This window comes from Lysobacter cavernae, from assembly GCF_042648505.1.
Taxonomy (GTDB): Bacteria; Pseudomonadota; Gammaproteobacteria; order Xanthomonadales; family Xanthomonadaceae; genus Lysobacter_L; species Lysobacter_L cavernae.
Map to the genome: position 1 here is coordinate 262,432 of NZ_JBHRXK010000003.1, position 17,059 is coordinate 279,490.

The following is a 17,059-nucleotide window of genomic DNA, read 5'->3' on the forward strand; positions in this document are numbered from 1 at the left end:
ATCCTACGCCCGCGCGGCTGCGGCCCGCGATGCGGGATGGCGCGATAGAATGCGGCCCATGCCCGTGATGCCCACTCCCCTCGCCAACCAGCTGCTGATCGCGTTGCCGGCTTTGGCCGACACCAACTTCTCGCGCAGCGTCGCGCTGATCTGCCAGCACGACGACGACGGCGCGATGGGCGTCGTGGTGAATCGCCCGTCCGAGTACACGCTCGGCGAAGTGTTTGGACAGATGGGCATCGAGGGCGGCGACGAAACGCTGCGCGCCCAGATCGTCCTCGCCGGTGGCCCGGTCCACCCCGAACGCGGTTTCGTGCTGCACGATGGCGGCCTGCAGTGGGATTCGACCCTTGCGATCACCGACGCGCTGTTCCTGACCACCTCGCGCGACATCCTCGAGGCCATGGCCAAGGGCGAGGGGCCGCAGAACGCGGTGGTCGCACTTGGTTGCGCCGGCTGGGGCTCGGGCCAGCTCGAGCATGAGCTGACCGAGAACGACTGGTTGACCGCACCGGCCGATTCCGAATTGTTGTTCGAGTTGCCACTGGAGTCCCGCTGGCAAGCCGCGGCCGGCCGCATCGGCGTCGATTTCGCCCATCTGGCCGACTACGCCGGACACGCGTGATGACGTCGTCGGGCCCTGACTCCAAGATCCGGCGCGATGGCACCGTGCTCGGCTTCGATGTCGGCGCGCGCCGCATCGGCGTCGCGGTCGGCAGTGCCTTCGGCCACAGCGCCCGCGCGCTGGCGGTGGTCGACGTGCACGGCCACGGCCCCGACTGGGGCGCGATCGACCGCCTGTGCAAGGAGTGGCGCCCAGACGGCCTGATCGTCGGCGACCCGATGACGCTCGACGGCGGCGACCAGCCGATCCGCCAGCGCGCCCACGCCTTCGCGCATGAACTGCATGTGCGTTACCAGCTGCCCGTGGTCCTCGTCGACGAGCGCTCCAGCTCGGTCGAGGCCGCGCACCGTTTTGCCGCCGACCGTGCCGAAGGCCGCAAGCGCCGGCGCGATGCCGAAGCGCTCGATGCGGTCGCTGCGGCGGTCATCGTCGAACGCTGGCTGGCTGCCCCCGACGACGCCACCGAACTCTCCGACCTCCCCGCCGCATGAATTCCACGCATTCCGCCTTGCCGCGCCATCTGCTGACCCTGGATGGCCTTCCCGAAACTGCGCTCAGCGCACTGCTGATCCGCGCCCAGGCCTTCGCCGAAGGGCATTACGATCGCCGCGCACTCGATGGCATCGCGGTGTGCACGCTGTTCTTTGAGCCTTCGACACGCACCCGCATGAGCTTCCAGCTGGCCGCGCAGCGGCTGGGCGCCGACGTGCTCAACTTCGACGCCTCGACCTCGTCGACGCGCAAGGGCGAGACCGCGCTGGACACGCTGAAAAACCTCGAGGCCATGGGCGTGCGCGGTTTCGTGGTCCGCCACCACGAGGACGGTGCGGTGGCGGCGCTGGCCGGGCACGTCAATCCCGGCACGGTGCTGGTCAACGCCGGCGACGGCCGCAGCGCGCACCCGACCCAGGGCCTGCTCGACATGCTCACCTTGCGTCAGGCCAAGGGCGCGGACTTCTCCCGGCTCAAGGTGCTGATCGTCGGCGACGTCAGACACTCGCGGGTCGCGCGCTCGGACCTGCAGGCGCTGCGAACGCTTGGTGCCGGTGAAATCCGCGTCTGCGGCCCTGCGGCGCTGTTGCCCACGGATGCCACGTTGCAAGGCTGCGTGGTATCGCAAGATTTCGATGCCGCGCTCGAAGGCGTCGACGCGGTGATGATGCTGCGCCTGCAGCGCGAGCGCATGGACGAGGGCTTGGTCACCTCGCTCGACGACTACCACCGCGACTACGGGCTGACCGCCGCGCGTCTGCGGCGTGCCGCGGCCGATGCGGTGGTGATGCACCCCGGGCCGATCAATCGCGGCGTCGAGATCACCGACGAGGTGGCCGACGGCCCGCAGTCGTTGATCCTGACCCAGGTGCGCAATGGCGTCGCCGCGCGCATGGCGGTGCTGGAGGCACTGCTGCGGGGGTGAAGCGGGCATGCGGTGAGGCGGACGCCCGCCCATCCTTCGACTTCGCTGCGCTACGCTCAGGACGAACGGTGCCGGGTGACGAACCTCTCACCGTCCGCAGCAGCTCACCGCTTCTGCGCAAACACCCACGCCCACAATTCAGGCGTTGCATAGGCTGGGTCCCAGGCGTTGTGCCCGGCTTCGGCGAACTCGGTGTAACGCACCTCGCCGCCGACACGGCGCAAGGCCTCGACCATGTGCCGGGATTGATCGGGGGTGATCACCTCGTCGCGGCCGCCATGGAAAATCCACATCGGCAGGTGCTGCAGCCGTTGCGCCGCGGCGGCGAAGGGGTCGGGCGCCGTGGCGACGCCTTCCACCACCAGCGGTTCGTGCACGTTCGACTGGGTGATTCCGCCGCACACCGGCACCAGCGCGGCAAAGCGCAGCGGTTGCGCCAGTGCGAGTTCGTACACGCCGTAACCACCGCGCGAAATGCCGGTCAGGGCAATGCGATCGGGGTCGCCACCGAACTCGCGCACGCTGGCATCCAGTGCGGCCAGCGCCAGGCGCGTGTTGCCACCGCTCCACGATTGCCCCGGCGGGGTCTGCGGAAACACGACCAGTGCCGGGAAATCGGCACGATGGCGACGCAGGTACGGCCCGAGCCCGACCTGTGTCTGCAGGATGTTGTCGTCGCCGCGCTCACCGGAACCGTGCAGGAACACGATCACCGGCGGATGCCGGCCGCCCGCGGCCTGCGACGGCACGAACACCTGATACCGATGCAGCATGCCGTCGAGCTGAAGTTGTCGGGCGACGAATTCACCGGCCTCGGCACGCTGCGGTCGATGCGCGCAAGCGCTGATCAGCAGGACAACGGCAATCATCACGACCGCAGTCAGCGGGCGCCTTGGGCGCGGATGTGGCATCGGTGGGCTCCGTGCGGGCGGATGCTCATCATTCCGCGCGATGTGCGCGTTGTCCAACCCGGCGCAACGGGCCGACGCAGCAGGAGCTACGCCGCAATCAGCGCAACAGGATCAGTGTCGCCAGTCCGAGGAAACTGAGGAAGCCGAGCGTGTCGGTCATCGCCGTGAGGATGACGCCGCCGGCCAGGGCCGGATCGAGGTTGAGGCGTTTGAGCGTCAGTGGCGCCAGCACGCCGGTCAGCGCGGCGACGCAGAAGTTGATCGTCAGCGCGCTGCCGATCACCAGGCCCAGGCGCGGATCGTGGAACCACAGCCAGGCAACCCCGCCGACGATGCTGCCGAGCATCAGGCCGTTGCTCAGCGCGACGCGGATTTCCTTCCACAGCAGCGTGCGCACGTTGGAAGCGCCAACCTGGCCCAACGCCAGGCCGCGCACCATCAGCGCCAGCACCTGGGTGCCGGCGTTGCCGCCCATGCCGGCGACGATCGGCATCAACACCGCCAGCGCGACGATCTTCTCGATCGTGTCCTCGAACTGGCCGACCACGCTCGAGGCAATGAACGCGGTGACCATGTTGACCGCCAGCCACACCACGCGCCGGCGCACCGCGCGCGGCACCGGGCTGAACATGTCGTCGTCCTCGTCCAGGCCGGCGGCGCTCAGCGCCTGGTGCTCGGCCTGGTCGCGGATGATGTCGACGACGTCGTCGATGGTGATGCGGCCGAGCAGGATGTTGTTCTCGTCGACCACCGGCGCGCTGAGCCAGTCGTGGTCGGAGAACTGGCGGGCAACCTCGTTGGCCGACTCGTCGACGTCGATCGCCGCCTGCTCATCGTCGATCAGCTTGTTGATCGGCGTGCCCGGCTCGTGGGTGAGCAGGGCGGCCAGCGCGATGCGGCCGAGGTACTGGTGGCGGCGGCTGACCACGTACAGGTGGTCGGTGTGCTCGGGCAACTCGCCGCGCAGGCGCAGGTAGCGCAGCACCACGTCGATGGTGGTGTCGGCGCGCACCGTCACCACGTCGGGATTCATCAGGCGGCCGGCGGTGTCCTCCGGGTACGACAGCACCTGCTCGAGCCGCTCGCGGTTCTCGCGATCCATCGACTTGAGCACTTCGTCGATGACCGTGTCGGGCAGGTCCTCGACCAGGTCGGCAAGGTCGTCGATGTCGAGGTCTTCGACGGCGGCGACGATCTCGTCGGTGTCCATGTCGGCGAGCAGGCCCTCGCGCACCTCGTCGCCGACGTGGACCAGCACCTCGCCGTCGTCCTCGGCGTCGACCAGGCCCCACACCACCGTGCGCTTGGCCGGTGGCAGCGATTCGAGCAGGTTGCCGATCTCGGCCGGCGACAGGGTGTTGACCAGCCGCCGCACCGGCCCGAGCCGGCCGCTGTCGAGCGCATCGGAGAGCAGACGCAGCTGTCGCGCGGTCTTGTCGTGGCGGACGGCTTCGGCCATGCGGCGCTCCGTGGGCGGGCTCACGAAAACCGCCGGGGCGGTTCTCGACGGGGAGCCGCAGCCGCCGCCGGGATTCGGCAACGACGGATGCGACCGGCATCAAGCGTTCATGCGGGCATTATCGCCGTTGCCGACGGCACTGCACACCCTCATTCGCGTGCGGCGGCGCGTGATCGGGCCGGCGCGCAGCGAGGGGCGGATGAAATCGCGCTAAGGAAACGCCTGCGCCAGCAACCAGCGCTCGATCTCGGTGCGGTCGCGCGCGCGCAGCAACGCCGGCGCACGCGCCTGCAAGGTGGCGAGGTCGCAACCGCGGATGGTGCGGCGCAGTTCCAGCAGGGTCGAGGGGTGCAGGCTGAACTCGTTGAGCCCCAGTGCCAGCAGTAGCGGCGCGAAACGGCTGTCGCCGGCCATCTCGCCGCAGACCGCAATCGGCTTGTCACGCGCCTTCGCCAGCCGGATCACGTCGCGGATCAGTCGCAGCACGGCCGGATGCAACGGCGTGTAGATCTCGCCCAGAGCCTCGTTGTTGCGGTCGGCGGCGAGCAGGTACTGGACCAGGTCGTTGGTGCCGATCGAGAGAAAGTCGACGCTGCCGATGAAGCCGGGCAGGGCGATCGCGGCAGCCGGAACCTCGATCATCGCGCCGAGCGGCACCTTGTCGGCGATCTCGTGGCCTTGCGCCCGCAATTCGCCGGCCAGGTGCTTGAGCAGGGCGCGCACCGTGAGAATTTCCTCGCGCGAGCTGACCATCGGCAGCAGGATCCGCAGCGGACCGTAACCGGACGCGCGCAGCAGCGCCCGCAGCTGGGTGTCGAGCAGTCCGTCGCGCGCCAGCGACAGGCGCACGCCGCGCAGGCCCAAGGCCGGGTTGGGCTCGTCGCGCAGGGCCAGGCCGGTGCGATCGGCCTTGTCGGCACCCAGGTCGAGGGTGCGGATTGTCACCGAGCGCCCGGTCATGCCGAGCACGACGTCGCGGTAGGCGCGGAACTGCTCGTCCTCGTCGGGCAGCTCGTTGCGCTGCAGGAACAGGAACTCGGTGCGGTACAGGCCGATGCCGGCCGCGCCGAGCGCGTGCGCCTCGGCCACGTCCTCGCGCGACTCGGCATTGGCGTAGAGCTTGATGTCGACGCCGTCGACGGTGCGCGTGGGTTCGCGGCGCAGGCGGTGCAGTTGCTTGCGCTCGCGCGCCAGCTCGCGCACGCGGGCGCGGTGCGTGCGCAGATCGGTGGCATCGGGCTCCAGCACCACCAGGCCGCTGCTGCCGTCCACGGCCAGCACGTCGCCGTCGTTGACCTTCTGCAGTGCCAGCGTGGCGCTGACCACCAGCGGCAGGTGCAGGCTGCGCGCGAGGATCGCACTGTGCGACAGCGCGCTGCCGGTGGTGGTGACGATCGCGACCACGCCCTGCGCCTGCAGCTGTGCCAGTTCCGCCGGGGCGACGTTGTCGGCCACCAGAATCTCGCCGGCGACGCCGTGCATGCCGGCGTCGTGGCGGTGCAGGGCGGAGTGGATGCGGCTGATGACCTGGTCGATGTCCTCGACGCGACTGCGGAAATACGGGTCATCCATCGTCTCGAACACCGAGGCGATGCGATCGCGCTGCAGCCGCAGCGCGTAGTCGGCCGAATAGCGGCCGGTGCGGATCAGTTCGTCGAGGCCGTGCAGCAGCTCGGGGTCATCGAGCAGCAGGGTGTGCAGGTCGAGGAATTCGCCGACCTCGTGCGCCAGCGCGCCGTGCAGGCGCTCGCGCAGGGCGTGCATCTCGACGCGGACGCTGTGGATGGCCGCATGCAGGCGCGCCAGCTCGGTATCGACGGCGTTCGGGGCGATGCGTTCTTCGACGACTTCCAGCGCATGCGGCAGCCGGACCCGGGCGCGACCGAGCGCGCTGCCGCGCGATGCGCCGTGTCCGTGGAATTCCTGCCTCATGCGCGCCGTCCGCTCAGCTGTCTTCGTCGAAGCGACGGTCGAACAGCGCGATCACCGCTTCGGCCGCGCTCGCCTCGTCCTCGCCCTCGACCCGCAGCTTGAGTGGCGTGCCCTGGCCGGCGGCGAGCAGCATCACGCCCATGATGCTCTTGGCATTGACCTCGCGGCCCTTGGCGGTGAGCGTGGCGCTGCTGCGGAAGGCCGACAGCAGCTGCACGAGTTTGGCCGTGGCCCGCGCGTGCAGGCCGAGGCGGTTGGGGACGGTCAGTTCGCGTTCGATCATCGCCAGGTCCTCGGGGCCATTTCCTGATGCATCCGTTTCATGCGCAATCCGTCATGCCTCATCCAATATCACGCCGTTGCGCGCGCCGGCGGCGGCCACCGCGGGCAGCTCGTCCAGGGCCAGGTCGGCGTAGTTCATCACCCGCAGCAGCATCGGCAGGCTCAGTGCCGACACCCGCCGCACCGGCGTGCCCAGCCGCGCCACCTTGGCAGCCAGGTTGCTGGGCGTGGCGCCATACAGATCGGTCAACACCAGCACGCCCTGGCCGTCGTCGACGCGGCGCAGCGCCGCGCTGGCCAACGGCAGCAGGGCATCGGGGTCGCCGTCGAACGGAACCTCCAGCGCCTCGGTGCGCAGCGGCAGTGGGCTCATGAGGCGATTGGCCACCGCGACCAGCGCGTTGCCAATGCCTTCGTGGGTGATGAGGAGGATGCCGACGGCCATGGCGTCAAATTAACAGAGCCAGGTGACGGCCTGAAAGCGGCGTGATGCACCCAACCGCGCATGCACGGCAAAGCGGCCCGCGTGGACGGGCCGCTCATTGCACCGGGGAGGGCCGAAACGCGTCAGTGCGGCGGCGTGGTCTCGTCCTTGGGCGGCGTCTGCGTGCCTTCGGCCGGGGGCGGCGTGGTGGGGGCGCCGGTTTCCGGCGTCTGCGCCGGAGGCGTGGTGGTGTCGGCAGGCGGCGGCGTCTGCGTGTCAGGCGGCGGTGTTTCGGCGGCCGGCGGGGCGATCTCGGTCTGCGACTTGTCACAGCCGCCGAGCAGGCCGAGGCCGGCAGCGGCCAGGGCGAGGGTCAGGATGCGGGAAAGAGTTGAACTCATGGGTCCTCCGGTAGCGGGGCGTGCAGGTCAAGCAGGCAAGGTATGCCGGTAAGGTGTGCCGGCCGAGGGCATGGCCTCGCTCAGTAATGGCCTCGCTCAGTACTTGCTGTCGCTGCTGCGGTGGTGGCTGGTGTCGTATTCGACTTCGGACAGGTTGCCGTCGCCGTTCTTGTCAGCCTTGTCGAAGTGTTTGGCGAGCTGCGCGTCCGCCAGCGCCTCGTCCTTGCTCAGCGCGCCGTCGGCGTTGACGTCGAGGTCGCGGAAGCTCCGTGACGTGGGAGCAACCCGTGGTGTCGCCCGCCGGCGGCGGATTGGCCGGCGGCGGCTCGGTACGTTGCGCCAGGGCCGACGGCGCCGTCAGTACGGCGGAAAGGGCGAGCAGTGGCAGCCAGGGGCTGCGGGCGTGGGCTTTCATAGGGAGCGGTCTCCATGGAAGGACGTGCGCTGCTTGCAACGCAGTCCGACCGTACCCGGGTGCGTGCAAGCCCCATGCAAGCTTCATGGAAAAATTTCGTGAGACGACGCCGTCTTGGCGCACGAAGTTACGCCCAGTTCACGCGCAGCGTTGCAAACGTGAGCTCAGTCCAGCTCGCGGTGGTGCACCGCGACTTCGTCCCAGCCCTGCTCGCGCGCGTGCTCGGCCAGTCGCTCGGCCAGGTACACCGAGCGGTGGCGGCCGCCGGTGCAACCGAAGGCGATGGTGGCGTAGCTGCGGGTGCTGTCGGTGTGCAGCCGCGGCAGCCAGGTGTCGAGGAACTGGCTGATCTGCGCGACGAACAGGTTCACGTCGGCCTGTGTTTCCAGATACTCGCGGATGGCGGCGTCGCGGCCCGACAGCGGCCGCAATACCGGATCCCAATGCGGGTTGGGCAGGGCGCGTGCATCGAACACGAAATCGGCATCGGCCGGCACGCCGCGACGGTAGGCGAACGACTCGAACAGCAACGACATGCCGGCATCACCACCGAGGCCGAATTCGGTGATCACCTGGCGGCGCAACTGGTGCACATTGAGGTCGCTGGTGTCGACCACGGCATCGGCGATCTGGCGCAGCGGCTTGAGCACCTGCCGCTCCAGCGAGATCGCGTCGGCCAGGCCGAGGCCGAGCTGGCTCAACGGGTGGCGGCGGCGGGTGTCGGCATAACGCTTGAGCAGGGCGTCGTCGCGCGCATCGAAGAACACCAGGCGCGGATCGAAGCCGAGCGCGCCAACCGCGGACAGCCACTCGGGAATATTGCTCAGGTCGCTGTGGCGATTGCGCACGTCGATGCTGACCGCCAGCTTCGTCGGCGCGCCGTCGTCGGCGTGGACCACGCTCTTGACGAACGCCGGCAACAGTTCCGCCGGCAGGTTGTCGACGCAGTAGAAGCCGAGGTCTTCGAAGGTCTTCAACGCCACCGACTTGCCCGAGCCGGACATGCCGCTGACGATGACCAGGGTGGGGACGGCGACCTGGCTCATGCTTCGCCACGCTCGAGGAAGTTGCTGTGGCGGGCAATGAACGCCGCGGCCGGGTCCAGGCCTTTCATGCGCAGGCTGTGCAGGCGCGTGGCGGCTTCGGTCAGTACCGCCAGGTTGCGGCCGGGCATCACCGGCAGGGTGATCATCGGCACATCGAGGTCGAGCACGCGGCGCGAGCCGCTGTCGCCGGTGAGGCGCTCGATGCCGGTCGGCAGCGGTTCGGTCATGGGTCGGGTCAGGTGCACGATCAGGCGCAGGTACTTGTTGTTCTTGACTGCCGTGTCGCCGAACATCTGGCGGATGTTGAGCACGCCCAGGCCGCGCACCTCGAGCAGGTCCTGGATCATTTCCGGGCAGGTGCCGTCGAGCACGTCGGGCGCGATCTGGGTGAACTCGGGAGCATCGTCGGCGACCAGGCGGTGACCGCGCGTGACCAGTTCCAGCGCCAGCTCGCTCTTGCCCGAGCCGGATTCACCGGTGATCAGCACGCCGATCGAGTAGATCTCCATGAACACGCCGTGCAGGGTCACCCGCGGCGCCAGCGTGCGCGCCAGGTGGTACTGCAGGTGGTTGAGCAGCTCGTGGCCGCGCCGCGGCGACACCCACAACGGCGTGTCGCTTTCCTCTGCGGCGATGCGCAGGTCCTCGGGGCAGGGCTGGTCCTTGCTGATCACCAGCGCCAACGGACGGAACTGGATGATCTTCTCGATCGTCTCCCAGCGCAGCCGCGAGTCCAGTGCATCGAGCCAGGACAATTCCTCGGTGCCGAGGATCTGCACCTTGTTGGGGTAGATCGCGTTGAGGTAGCCGGCCAACGACGGTCGCCGTGCCACGGTGTTGACCGATTCGAGCATGCGGCGCTCGCCACGCTGTCCGGCCAGCCAGCGCAGGGCGAGGCGATCGCGTTGCTGCTCGTACAGTTCACCTGCACTGATGCTCGTGGTCATGCGGGCCTCAGCGCTGGAGCTGGCAAGCGGTATCGGTGGAACGGTTCACGGCGGCGGCGCGATTCCCGGGCATGCCGGGAATCGCGGCCGGATCCGCATGGGGCAACGAGCGGAGCGGCATCGTGGACGGGATGGTCGGACGGATCAGCCGAATTCGCCACTGCGCACGGCGCTCTCGCCGCGGTGATGGTCGATGCGCTTGCTGCGGTACTCCTTGAGCAGGCGGTCGAGCTTGTCGGCAAGCAGGTCGATCGCGGCGTACATGTCGATCGCGGCGGCGTCGGCATGCAACGTGGCCCCGGCGATGGTGACCGTGGCCTTGGCGCGATGGTCGGGCTTGTCGAGACTGAGTTGGGTGCGTACATCGAAAGGTTGATCGAAATGCCGTTGCAGCCGCGCCAGCTTGGATTCGACGTAGTCACGCAGTGCCGGAGTGACTTCGATCTGCTGGCCGTAGGTCTCGATACGCATCGGATACCTCCTTACGTCGCAACGGGAGGACAGCATCTCACGCTCAGCGGACGGTGCAAGGGGGTGGCGCGATGGCGGCGCATGAATGCGGCGGAAGGCCTTGATCGGACAAGCGTTTGGAGCGATGCCGGGTCGGCGCCGCGAAACGCGGAGTCAGCCCATCCGGACCCGGTCCTGCGATGACGGAATGCTCATCGCCTCGCGGTACTTGGCCACGGTGCGCCGCGCCACCGGTACGCCGGTGGCCTTGAGGGTTTCCGCCAGACGCGCGTCGGACAACGGCTTGCGCGGGTTCTCGGCCTCGATCAGGCGACGGATCATGGCCTGAATCGCGGTGCTGGAGGCCTCGCCGCCGGCGCCGGTGTCGATGCCGGAGGCGAAGAACGCGCGCAGCGGCACGGTGCCGCGCGGCGTGCGCGCGTACTTGCGGGCGATCGCGCGTGAGACGGTGGATTCGTGCAGGCCGACCTCGCCGGCGACCTCGCGCAGGGTCAGCGGCCGCAGCGCACTGTCGCCGAATTCGAGGAACGCCGCCTGCTGCTTGAGCAGGCAGCGCGCGACCTTGAGCAGGGTGTCGCCGCGCGCCTCCAGGCTCTTGAGCAGCCAGCGCGCTTCCTGCAGGTGGCCGCGCAGGTAGCTGGCATCGCTGGCGCTGGCGTGGCGGATCATGCCTTCGTAACCGCGGTGGATGGAGATGCGCGGGCGCATGCCGTCGGCCAGGGCGACCCGCCACAGGCCGTGCTGGCGCCAGATCACCACGTCCGGGGCGACGTAGGTGTCGGTGGCGATCGCGCCGATCTGCGCGCCCGGGCGCGGGTCGAGCGAGCGCAGCAGGTGCACCGAGGTCTCGACCTCGGCGTGGTCCAGCTTCAGCTCGGCGGCCAGGCCGGCGACGCCGATCTTGGGCAGGCGCTCCAGCGGGCCGTTGGCGAGCTGGTAGGCCAGCGCCTTGCCGGCGGTGTCGTCCGGCAGCGGCGACAATTGCAGGCGCAGGCACTCGCCGAGCGAGCGCGCGCCGATGCCGACTGGGTCAAAGCGTTGCACCTGGTGCAGGACGGTGTGGATCTCGTCCTCGCCGACATCGATGGCCGTGCCCAGCGAGGCGGCGATCGCCGCCAGCGGTTCGCGCAGGTAGCCGTCATCGTCGATGGCCTCGATCACCGCCACGCCGATCAGGCGGTCGCGCGGCGACAGCGGGCTCAGATGCAGCTGCCAGAGCAGGTGGTCGTGCAGGGTATCGGCTTCGGCGACCTGCTCGGCGATCGGCGTGTCATCGTCGTGGTCGGACGGGCCGATGCGCTCGTACCAGGGCTCGCCGTCGTTGCTGCCCCAATCGGCCTCCGGCGGCAGGTGTTCGGGCTCGACGGCGGTGGTCTGGCCGTTGACCGCCTCGCCGTTGCCGACCTCGATGGTCGACTCGGTCCAGTCCAGCAGCGGGTTGCTTTCCACCGCGGTGGCGAGTTCGGCTTCCAGTTCCACCGATGACAACTGCAGCAGACGGATCGCCTGACGCAACTGCGGCGTCATCACCAGCTGTTGTCCGAGCGCGGCTTGAAGGCGAGGTTTCATCATCGAAAGCTAACGCGACCTGGGAAGATCGACGGCCGCAATGCGTTTCGCCTGGTGCGGGGCGCACCCTACCTTTCACTCCATGAAAGGTTACAGCCGGAAGGTTTCACCCAGATAAACGCGACGGACGTCGGGATTGGAGAGCAGCGCGTCCGGAGCCCCCTGCGCGAGCACGCCACCTTCATTGAGGATATACGCCCGGTCGCAAATACCCAAGGTTTCACGTACGTTGTGATCGGTGATCAGCACACCAATGCCGCGATTCTTGAGGTGGCGCACGATTCGCTGGATCTCGCCGACCGAAATCGGGTCGACGCCGGCGAAGGGTTCGTCGAGCAGCATCAACCGCGGCTTGGCCGCCAGCGCGCGGGCGATCTCGACGCGGCGGCGCTCGCCGCCGGACAGGCTGGCACCGATCTGGTCGGCGACGTGGGTGACCTGCAGCTCGTCCATCAGGCTGGCCAGTTCGCGTTCGCGGCCGGCCTTGTCGAGGTCCTCACGCAGCTCCAGCACCAGCCGGATGTTGTCGGCGACGCTGAGCTTGCGGAACACCGACGGCTCCTGCGGCAGGTAGCCGACGCCGTACTTGGCGCGCGCGTACATCGGTTCGGAGGTGATGTCCTTGCCGTCGAGCACGATCTGGCCGGCATCGGCCGGCACCAGGCCGACGATCATGTAGAAGCAGGTGGTCTTGCCGGCGCCGTTGGGGCCGAGCAGGCCGACCACTTCGCCGGCATCGAGGGTCAGGCCAAAGTCCTTGACCACCTCGCGCGCACGGTAGGCCTTGCGCAGCCCCTGGGCGACCAGCATCAGCCGCCTCCCTGCGCGTTCTTGGGCATGATCCGCACCTTGACCCGGCCGGCGTTGGGGCCGCCGCCCTGCACCTGGCCGGTCTTCATGTTGTAGACGACGCGTTGGCCGGCGATCGAGCCGCTCGGCTGCTGGATGTCGACGCCGCCGGTGAACACCACGACCTCGGCCTTGAGGTCGTAGTCGATCTTGTTGGCGACCGCCGTCATCGGCTTGCCGTCGTCGAGCTCCTGTTTCATCTTGGCCGGGCCGCCGGTCAGCACCGCGCGCACCGGTTCGCCGCCGCTGGTGGTGATCACGGCCTGGCTCGAGCGGATGTCGAGCGTGCCTTGGGTGATGATCACGCCGCCACTGAGCGTGGTCGGACGGCTGTCGTCCATCGAGTAGTCGGTGCTGCCGGCATCGATGTCCATCGGCTTGTTGCGGTCGCTCGAACGCGCCAGCACGGTGGCGGGCGCCGCGACCAGCAGCAGCGCGAGCAGACTAGCGGGCAGAGCGTTCATAGCGGACCTTGACGTCGGATTTGATTTGCACGCGCTTGGCAGCCAGATCGGCTTCGAGGCCGCGGCCGTTCAGTATAAAGCCCGGCTCGGTGACGGTTACCGCCACAGCCGAGGTCGCGCGCTTGGCGTCCGGGAATACGTTCAGCTGCTCGCTCGCCACCTTCACCGGCTTGCCGTCGGCGTTGGTGCTGTCGGCCCGGACCTGGCCGCGCAGGCGCAGCTCCTCGCCCTTGGCGCTGACCCAGCCGGTCTGCGCGCGCACTTCCCAAGGGCTGGCCTGGCTGCCGGCCGCGGTGGGAATCACGAACAGCGGCGTGGTGATGTCCATGGTCTTCACGTCCGGGTCGCGCTCGAGCCGCGGCGCGCGCAGGGTGAAGGATTCCTGGCCCTGCTCGTCGAGCGCGACGATCTCGAAGTCGCTGAGCACGTAGTCGGGACGTTTCGCGATCGGGCCGGAGGGCGCGTCCTTGACCCGCTGTGACCACAGCGCCCAGCCGCTGAGTGCGGCACCGATCAGCAGCAGCACGGTGACGATGCCGCGCCAGCTCATGCAGTGCCCTCGACGCGCGTGCCTTCGACGCGGGTGACATCGGCCAGCAGGGCTTCGGCGTGGCCCTGCGCGGCCAGCAGCAGGTCGCAGAACTCGCGCGCGGCACCGTGGCCGGCACGCGCACCGGTGCGCCAGTGCACGCGCTCGCCGACCCAGCGGTGGGCATCGATCGGCGCCACGGCCAGGCCGACCTGCAGCATCACCCGCAGGTCGGGCAGGTCGTCGCCCATGAACGCGACCTCATCGAGGCCGATACCGAGCCGCGCGGCGATGTCGTGCACGCAGGCGAGCTTGTCGGCGACGGCGGTGTGCACTTCGCTCAGGCCGAGCTCGGCGCCGCGGCGCTGCGCGATCGTGCTGGCGCGCGCGGTCACCAGCGCGACTGCGATCCCGGCCTTGCGCAGCAGCACCAGGCCCTGGCCGTCGTGGACGTGGAAGGCCTTGAGTTCGCGGCCTTCGCTGTCGAAGAACAGGCGACCGTCGGTCAGCGTGCCGTCGACGTCGAAGCAGGCCAGGCGGATGCGCGCGGCGCGCTCGCGGATGTCGGCGGGGTAGTCGTTGAGGTGGCTGTAGGGCATGTCGGCGGGCGGCATCGGGCGATCACACCACCCGTGCGCGCAACAAGTCATGAATGTTGAGGGCACCGACCACGCGCTGTTCAGCGTCAACGACCAGCAGGCCGCTGATCTTGTGCGCCTCCATCAGCTGCGCGGCCTCGACCGCGAGCGCGTCGGAGCCGATGGTCTTGGGTGCGCGCGTCATCACCTCGACGATGCGCGTGTTGCGCAGGTCGACGCGGTCGTCGTCGAGGGTGCGGCGCAGGTCGCCGTCGGTGTACAGGCCGAGCAGGCGGCCGTCGTCGTCGACCACGGCGGTCATGCCCAGGCGCTTGCGGCTCATTTCCACCAGCGCTTCGCTGACGCTGGCGTCGGCGCCGACCCGCGGCACGTCGTCGCCGGCGTGCATGACATCGCTGATGTGCAGCAGCAGGCGCCTGCCGAGCGCGCCGGCCGGGTGCGAGCGGGCGAAGTCGTCGGCGGTGAAGCCGCGCGCCTCGAGCAACGCGACCGCGAGTGCATCGCCCATCGCCAGCGAGGCGGTGGTGCTGGAGGTCGGGGCCAGGTCGAGCGGGCAGGCCTCGGCCGGCACGCTGACGTCCAGGTGCACGTCGGCCTCACGCGCCAGCGACGAGAGGGGGCGGCCGGTCATCGCGATCAGCGGGTTGCCCTGGCGCTTGAGCACTGGCAGCAGCAGCAGGATCTCGTCGCTCTCGCCCGAGTAGGACAGTGCCAGCACCACGTCGGCGTCGGTGATCATGCCCAGGTCGCCGTGCGCGGCCTCGCCGGGATGCACGTAGAACGCCGGGGTGCCGGTCGAGGCCAGGGTCGCGGCGATCTTGCGGGCGATGTGGCCGGACTTGCCCATGCCGGTGCAGACCACGCGCCCGCGCGCGGCCAACATCAGGTCGCAGGCGGCGCTGAACTCGCCGTCGATGCGCGCGGCCACGGCCACCAGCGCCTGGGCCTCGATCCCGAGCACGCGGCGGCCGCTGGCGGCCAGGCCGGTCGCGGTCGACGGGCTGGGGTCGGCTGAGGTGAGTCGATCGGGGTTGGGGATGCTTGCCATTTCGGACCGGGGGCCTTTCCGCTAGGCTAATCCATCAATTCTATGCGGTTCATCCGCCAAAAGCCCGTCAACGTCGGGCTCCCGCTCACCCGCGTGACCGTGCGCAGTCGTCAGATCGCCCGGCCCGCATGAACTTCCGAGGCCTGTGTGAATCCCGAGACCATCCGCCACTTGATCGAACAGGGCCTGCCCGGCGCCCGCGCTGACGTGCGTGGCGACGACGGCGTGCACTTCGAGGCCACTGTCGTGGCCGAGGCGTTCCGCGGCAAGCTGCCGCTGGCCCGCCATCGCCTGGTCTACGCCACGCTGGGCGAACGCATGGGTGGCGAGATCCACGCGCTCGCGCTCAAGACCCTGACCCCCGAAGAAGCCGCCTGAGTCCAAGTCCCCATGCAGAAGATTGTTGTCGAAGGCGGCGCCGCGCTGAACGGCGAGGTACAGATTTCCGGTGCCAAGAACGCGGTATTGCCGATCCTGTGCGCGACCCTGCTGGCCGATGCGCCGGTGGCGATCACCAATGTGCCGCACCTGCACGACGTGGTGACCACGGCCAAGCTGCTGGCCGAGCTCGGTGCCGGCATCACCATCGACGAGGGCACGATCGCCAAGGGCAGTGCGATCACCGTCGACCCGACCACGGTGCACAGCCAGGTCGCGCCGTACGAACTGGTCAAGACCATGCGCGCCTCGGTGCTGGTGCTGGGGCCGTTGCTGGCCAAGTACGGCAGCGCCGAAGTGTCGCTGCCGGGCGGCTGCGCGATCGGTTCGCGCCCGGTCGACCAGCACATCAAGGGCCTGCAGGCGCTCGGCGCCGAGATCACGGTCGAGAACGGCTACATCAAGGCGCACCGCAACGGTCGCTTGAAGGGCGCGCGCTTCGTGTTCGACGTGGTCAGCGTCACCGGCACCGAGAACGTGCTGATGGCAGCGGTGCTCGCCGAAGGCACCAGCGTGCTCGAGAACGCGGCAATGGAGCCGGAAGTGGTCGACCTGGCCGACTGCCTCAACGCGCTCGGCGCGAACATCGAACATGCCGGCAGCGGCCGCATCGTCGTGCACGGCGTCGAACGCCTGCATGGCGGCACCCACGACGTGCTGCCCGACCGCATCGAGACCGGCACCTTCCTGGTCGCCGCGGCCATGACCGGCGGCCGCGTCACCGTGCGCCGTGCGCGCCCGGACACGCTCGACGCGGTGCTCGACAAGCTGCGCGACGCCGGCGCCGAAATCAGCGTCGACGGCGACCGCATCACCCTCGACATGCACGGCCGCCGGCCGCGCGCGGTCGACCTCACCACCGCGCCGCACCCGGCGTTCCCGACCGACATGCAGGCGCAGTTCATGGCGCTCAACAGCATTGCCGAGGGCGTCGGCGTGATCAACGAGACGATCTTCGAGAACCGCTTCATGCACGTGCAGGAACTGCAGCGCCTGGGCGCCGACATCCGTGTCGAAGGCCACACCGCGATCGTGCGCGGCGTCGAGCGCTTGAGCGGTGCGCCGGTGATGGCCACCGACCTGCGCGCATCGGCGTCGCTGATCCTTGCCGGCCTGGTCGCCAACGGCACCACCACCATCGATCGCATCTACCACCTCGACCGCGGCTACGAAAACATCGAGGAGAAGCTGTCGGCGTTGGGTGCGAACATCCGTCGCATCTCTGGATGAGTA

At 69.1% G+C, this 17,059-nt stretch carries 21 protein-coding genes; 5 read left to right on the forward strand and 16 right to left on the reverse strand.

What is annotated here, in order from left to right:
* The first annotated feature begins 58 nt into the window (after positions 1-58).
* Genes ACFOLC_RS08275 through ACFOLC_RS08285 form a run of 3 tightly spaced genes read left to right on the forward strand, consistent with a single transcriptional unit; the run spans position 59 to position 2,042 of the window.
* The gene (locus ACFOLC_RS08275; protein WP_386758769.1) at positions 59-625 is read left to right on the forward strand and encodes a YqgE/AlgH family protein; all 567 of its coding nucleotides are present in this window, start codon (positions 59-61) and stop codon (positions 623-625) included.
* Positions 625-1,116 carry a Holliday junction resolvase RuvX gene (gene ruvX / locus ACFOLC_RS08280; protein WP_386758770.1) on the forward strand — a complete coding sequence of 164 codons (492 nt, stop codon included), beginning with the start codon at positions 625-627 and terminating at the stop codon, positions 1,114-1,116. Before ACFOLC_RS08275 ends, ruvX begins: the two co-directional genes overlap by 1 nt.
* Positions 1,113-2,042, forward strand: a complete 930-nt coding sequence (locus tag ACFOLC_RS08285) for an aspartate carbamoyltransferase catalytic subunit (protein ID WP_386758771.1) — start codon at positions 1,113-1,115, stop codon at positions 2,040-2,042. Before ruvX ends, ACFOLC_RS08285 begins: the two co-directional genes overlap by 4 nt.
* Before the next feature lie 104 nt (positions 2,043-2,146).
* Here ACFOLC_RS08285 and ACFOLC_RS08290 read toward each other — a convergent pair whose 3' ends face one another.
* From ACFOLC_RS08290 to ACFOLC_RS08365, 16 genes are all read right to left on the reverse strand, one after another.
* Positions 2,147-2,911 carry a carboxylesterase family protein gene (locus ACFOLC_RS08290; protein ID WP_386758772.1) on the reverse strand — a complete coding sequence of 255 codons (765 nt, stop codon included), beginning with the start codon at positions 2,909-2,911 and terminating at the stop codon, positions 2,147-2,149.
* Between the two features lie 139 nt (positions 2,912-3,050).
* A complete protein-coding gene (mgtE, locus tag ACFOLC_RS08295; RefSeq protein WP_386758773.1) occupies positions 3,051-4,412 on the reverse strand; it encodes a magnesium transporter in 1,362 nt (453 codons plus the stop codon).
* Between the two features lie 210 nt (positions 4,413-4,622).
* Positions 4,623-6,344, reverse strand: a complete 1,722-nt coding sequence (ptsP, locus tag ACFOLC_RS08300; RefSeq protein WP_386758774.1) for a phosphoenolpyruvate--protein phosphotransferase — start codon at positions 6,342-6,344, stop codon at positions 4,623-4,625.
* A gap of 13 nt (positions 6,345-6,357) precedes the next feature.
* Positions 6,358-6,627 (reverse strand): HPr family phosphocarrier protein, encoded by a 270-nt coding sequence (locus tag ACFOLC_RS08305; protein WP_386758775.1) that lies wholly within the window; start codon positions 6,625-6,627, stop codon positions 6,358-6,360.
* Positions 6,628-6,678: 51 nt separating this feature from the next.
* A complete protein-coding gene (locus ACFOLC_RS08310; RefSeq protein ID WP_386758776.1) occupies positions 6,679-7,071 on the reverse strand; it encodes a PTS sugar transporter subunit IIA in 393 nt (130 codons plus the stop codon).
* Positions 7,072-7,193: 122 nt separating this feature from the next.
* Positions 7,194-7,451 (reverse strand): hypothetical protein, encoded by a 258-nt coding sequence (locus ACFOLC_RS08315; RefSeq protein WP_386758777.1) that lies wholly within the window; start codon positions 7,449-7,451, stop codon positions 7,194-7,196.
* Between the two features lie 96 nt (positions 7,452-7,547).
* A complete protein-coding gene (locus tag ACFOLC_RS08320; RefSeq protein WP_386759030.1) occupies positions 7,548-7,763 on the reverse strand; it encodes a hypothetical protein in 216 nt (71 codons plus the stop codon).
* Positions 7,764-8,030: 267 nt separating this feature from the next.
* Positions 8,031-8,912, reverse strand: a complete 882-nt coding sequence (gene rapZ, locus ACFOLC_RS08325) for an RNase adapter RapZ (RefSeq protein WP_386758778.1) — start codon at positions 8,910-8,912, stop codon at positions 8,031-8,033.
* Complete coding sequence (hprK, locus tag ACFOLC_RS08330) at positions 8,909-9,859, reverse strand: HPr(Ser) kinase/phosphatase (RefSeq protein WP_386758779.1); 951 nt, start codon at positions 9,857-9,859, stop codon at positions 8,909-8,911. Before hprK ends, rapZ begins: the two co-directional genes overlap by 4 nt.
* 144 nt (positions 9,860-10,003) lie before the next feature.
* On the reverse strand, positions 10,004-10,330 hold the full coding sequence (gene hpf, locus ACFOLC_RS08335; protein ID WP_386758780.1) for a ribosome hibernation-promoting factor, HPF/YfiA family: 327 nt from the start codon (positions 10,328-10,330) through the stop codon (positions 10,004-10,006).
* A 153-nt stretch (positions 10,331-10,483) separates the two neighbouring features.
* A complete protein-coding gene (locus ACFOLC_RS08340; protein ID WP_386758781.1) occupies positions 10,484-11,899 on the reverse strand; it encodes an RNA polymerase factor sigma-54 in 1,416 nt (471 codons plus the stop codon).
* Positions 11,900-11,989: 90 nt separating this feature from the next.
* On the reverse strand, positions 11,990-12,709 hold the full coding sequence (lptB, locus tag ACFOLC_RS08345) for an LPS export ABC transporter ATP-binding protein (RefSeq protein WP_386758782.1): 720 nt from the start codon (positions 12,707-12,709) through the stop codon (positions 11,990-11,992).
* Complete coding sequence (gene lptA, locus ACFOLC_RS08350; protein WP_386758783.1) at positions 12,709-13,212, reverse strand: lipopolysaccharide transport periplasmic protein LptA; 504 nt, start codon at positions 13,210-13,212, stop codon at positions 12,709-12,711. The genes lptB and lptA overlap by 1 nt, the downstream gene beginning before the upstream one ends.
* A complete protein-coding gene (gene lptC / locus ACFOLC_RS08355) occupies positions 13,193-13,762 on the reverse strand; it encodes an LPS export ABC transporter periplasmic protein LptC (protein WP_386758784.1) in 570 nt (189 codons plus the stop codon). The genes lptA and lptC overlap by 20 nt, the downstream gene beginning before the upstream one ends.
* On the reverse strand, positions 13,759-14,340 hold the full coding sequence (locus ACFOLC_RS08360) for a KdsC family phosphatase (RefSeq protein WP_386759031.1): 582 nt from the start codon (positions 14,338-14,340) through the stop codon (positions 13,759-13,761). The genes lptC and ACFOLC_RS08360 overlap by 4 nt, the downstream gene beginning before the upstream one ends.
* A 22-nt stretch (positions 14,341-14,362) precedes the next feature.
* Entirely contained in the window at positions 14,363-15,388 is a 1,026-nt protein-coding gene (locus ACFOLC_RS08365; protein WP_386758785.1) for a KpsF/GutQ family sugar-phosphate isomerase, read from the reverse strand.
* Positions 15,389-15,535: 147 nt separating this feature from the next.
* On the opposite strand from ACFOLC_RS08365, the gene ACFOLC_RS08370 reads away from it, so the two are divergent.
* A complete protein-coding gene (locus tag ACFOLC_RS08370; RefSeq protein ID WP_386758786.1) occupies positions 15,536-15,766 on the forward strand; it encodes a BolA family protein in 231 nt (76 codons plus the stop codon).
* Positions 15,767-15,778: 12 nt separating this feature from the next.
* Positions 15,779-17,056 carry a UDP-N-acetylglucosamine 1-carboxyvinyltransferase gene (gene murA, locus ACFOLC_RS08375; protein WP_386758787.1) on the forward strand — a complete coding sequence of 426 codons (1,278 nt, stop codon included), beginning with the start codon at positions 15,779-15,781 and terminating at the stop codon, positions 17,054-17,056.
* Positions 17,057-17,059 lie beyond the last annotated feature (3 nt).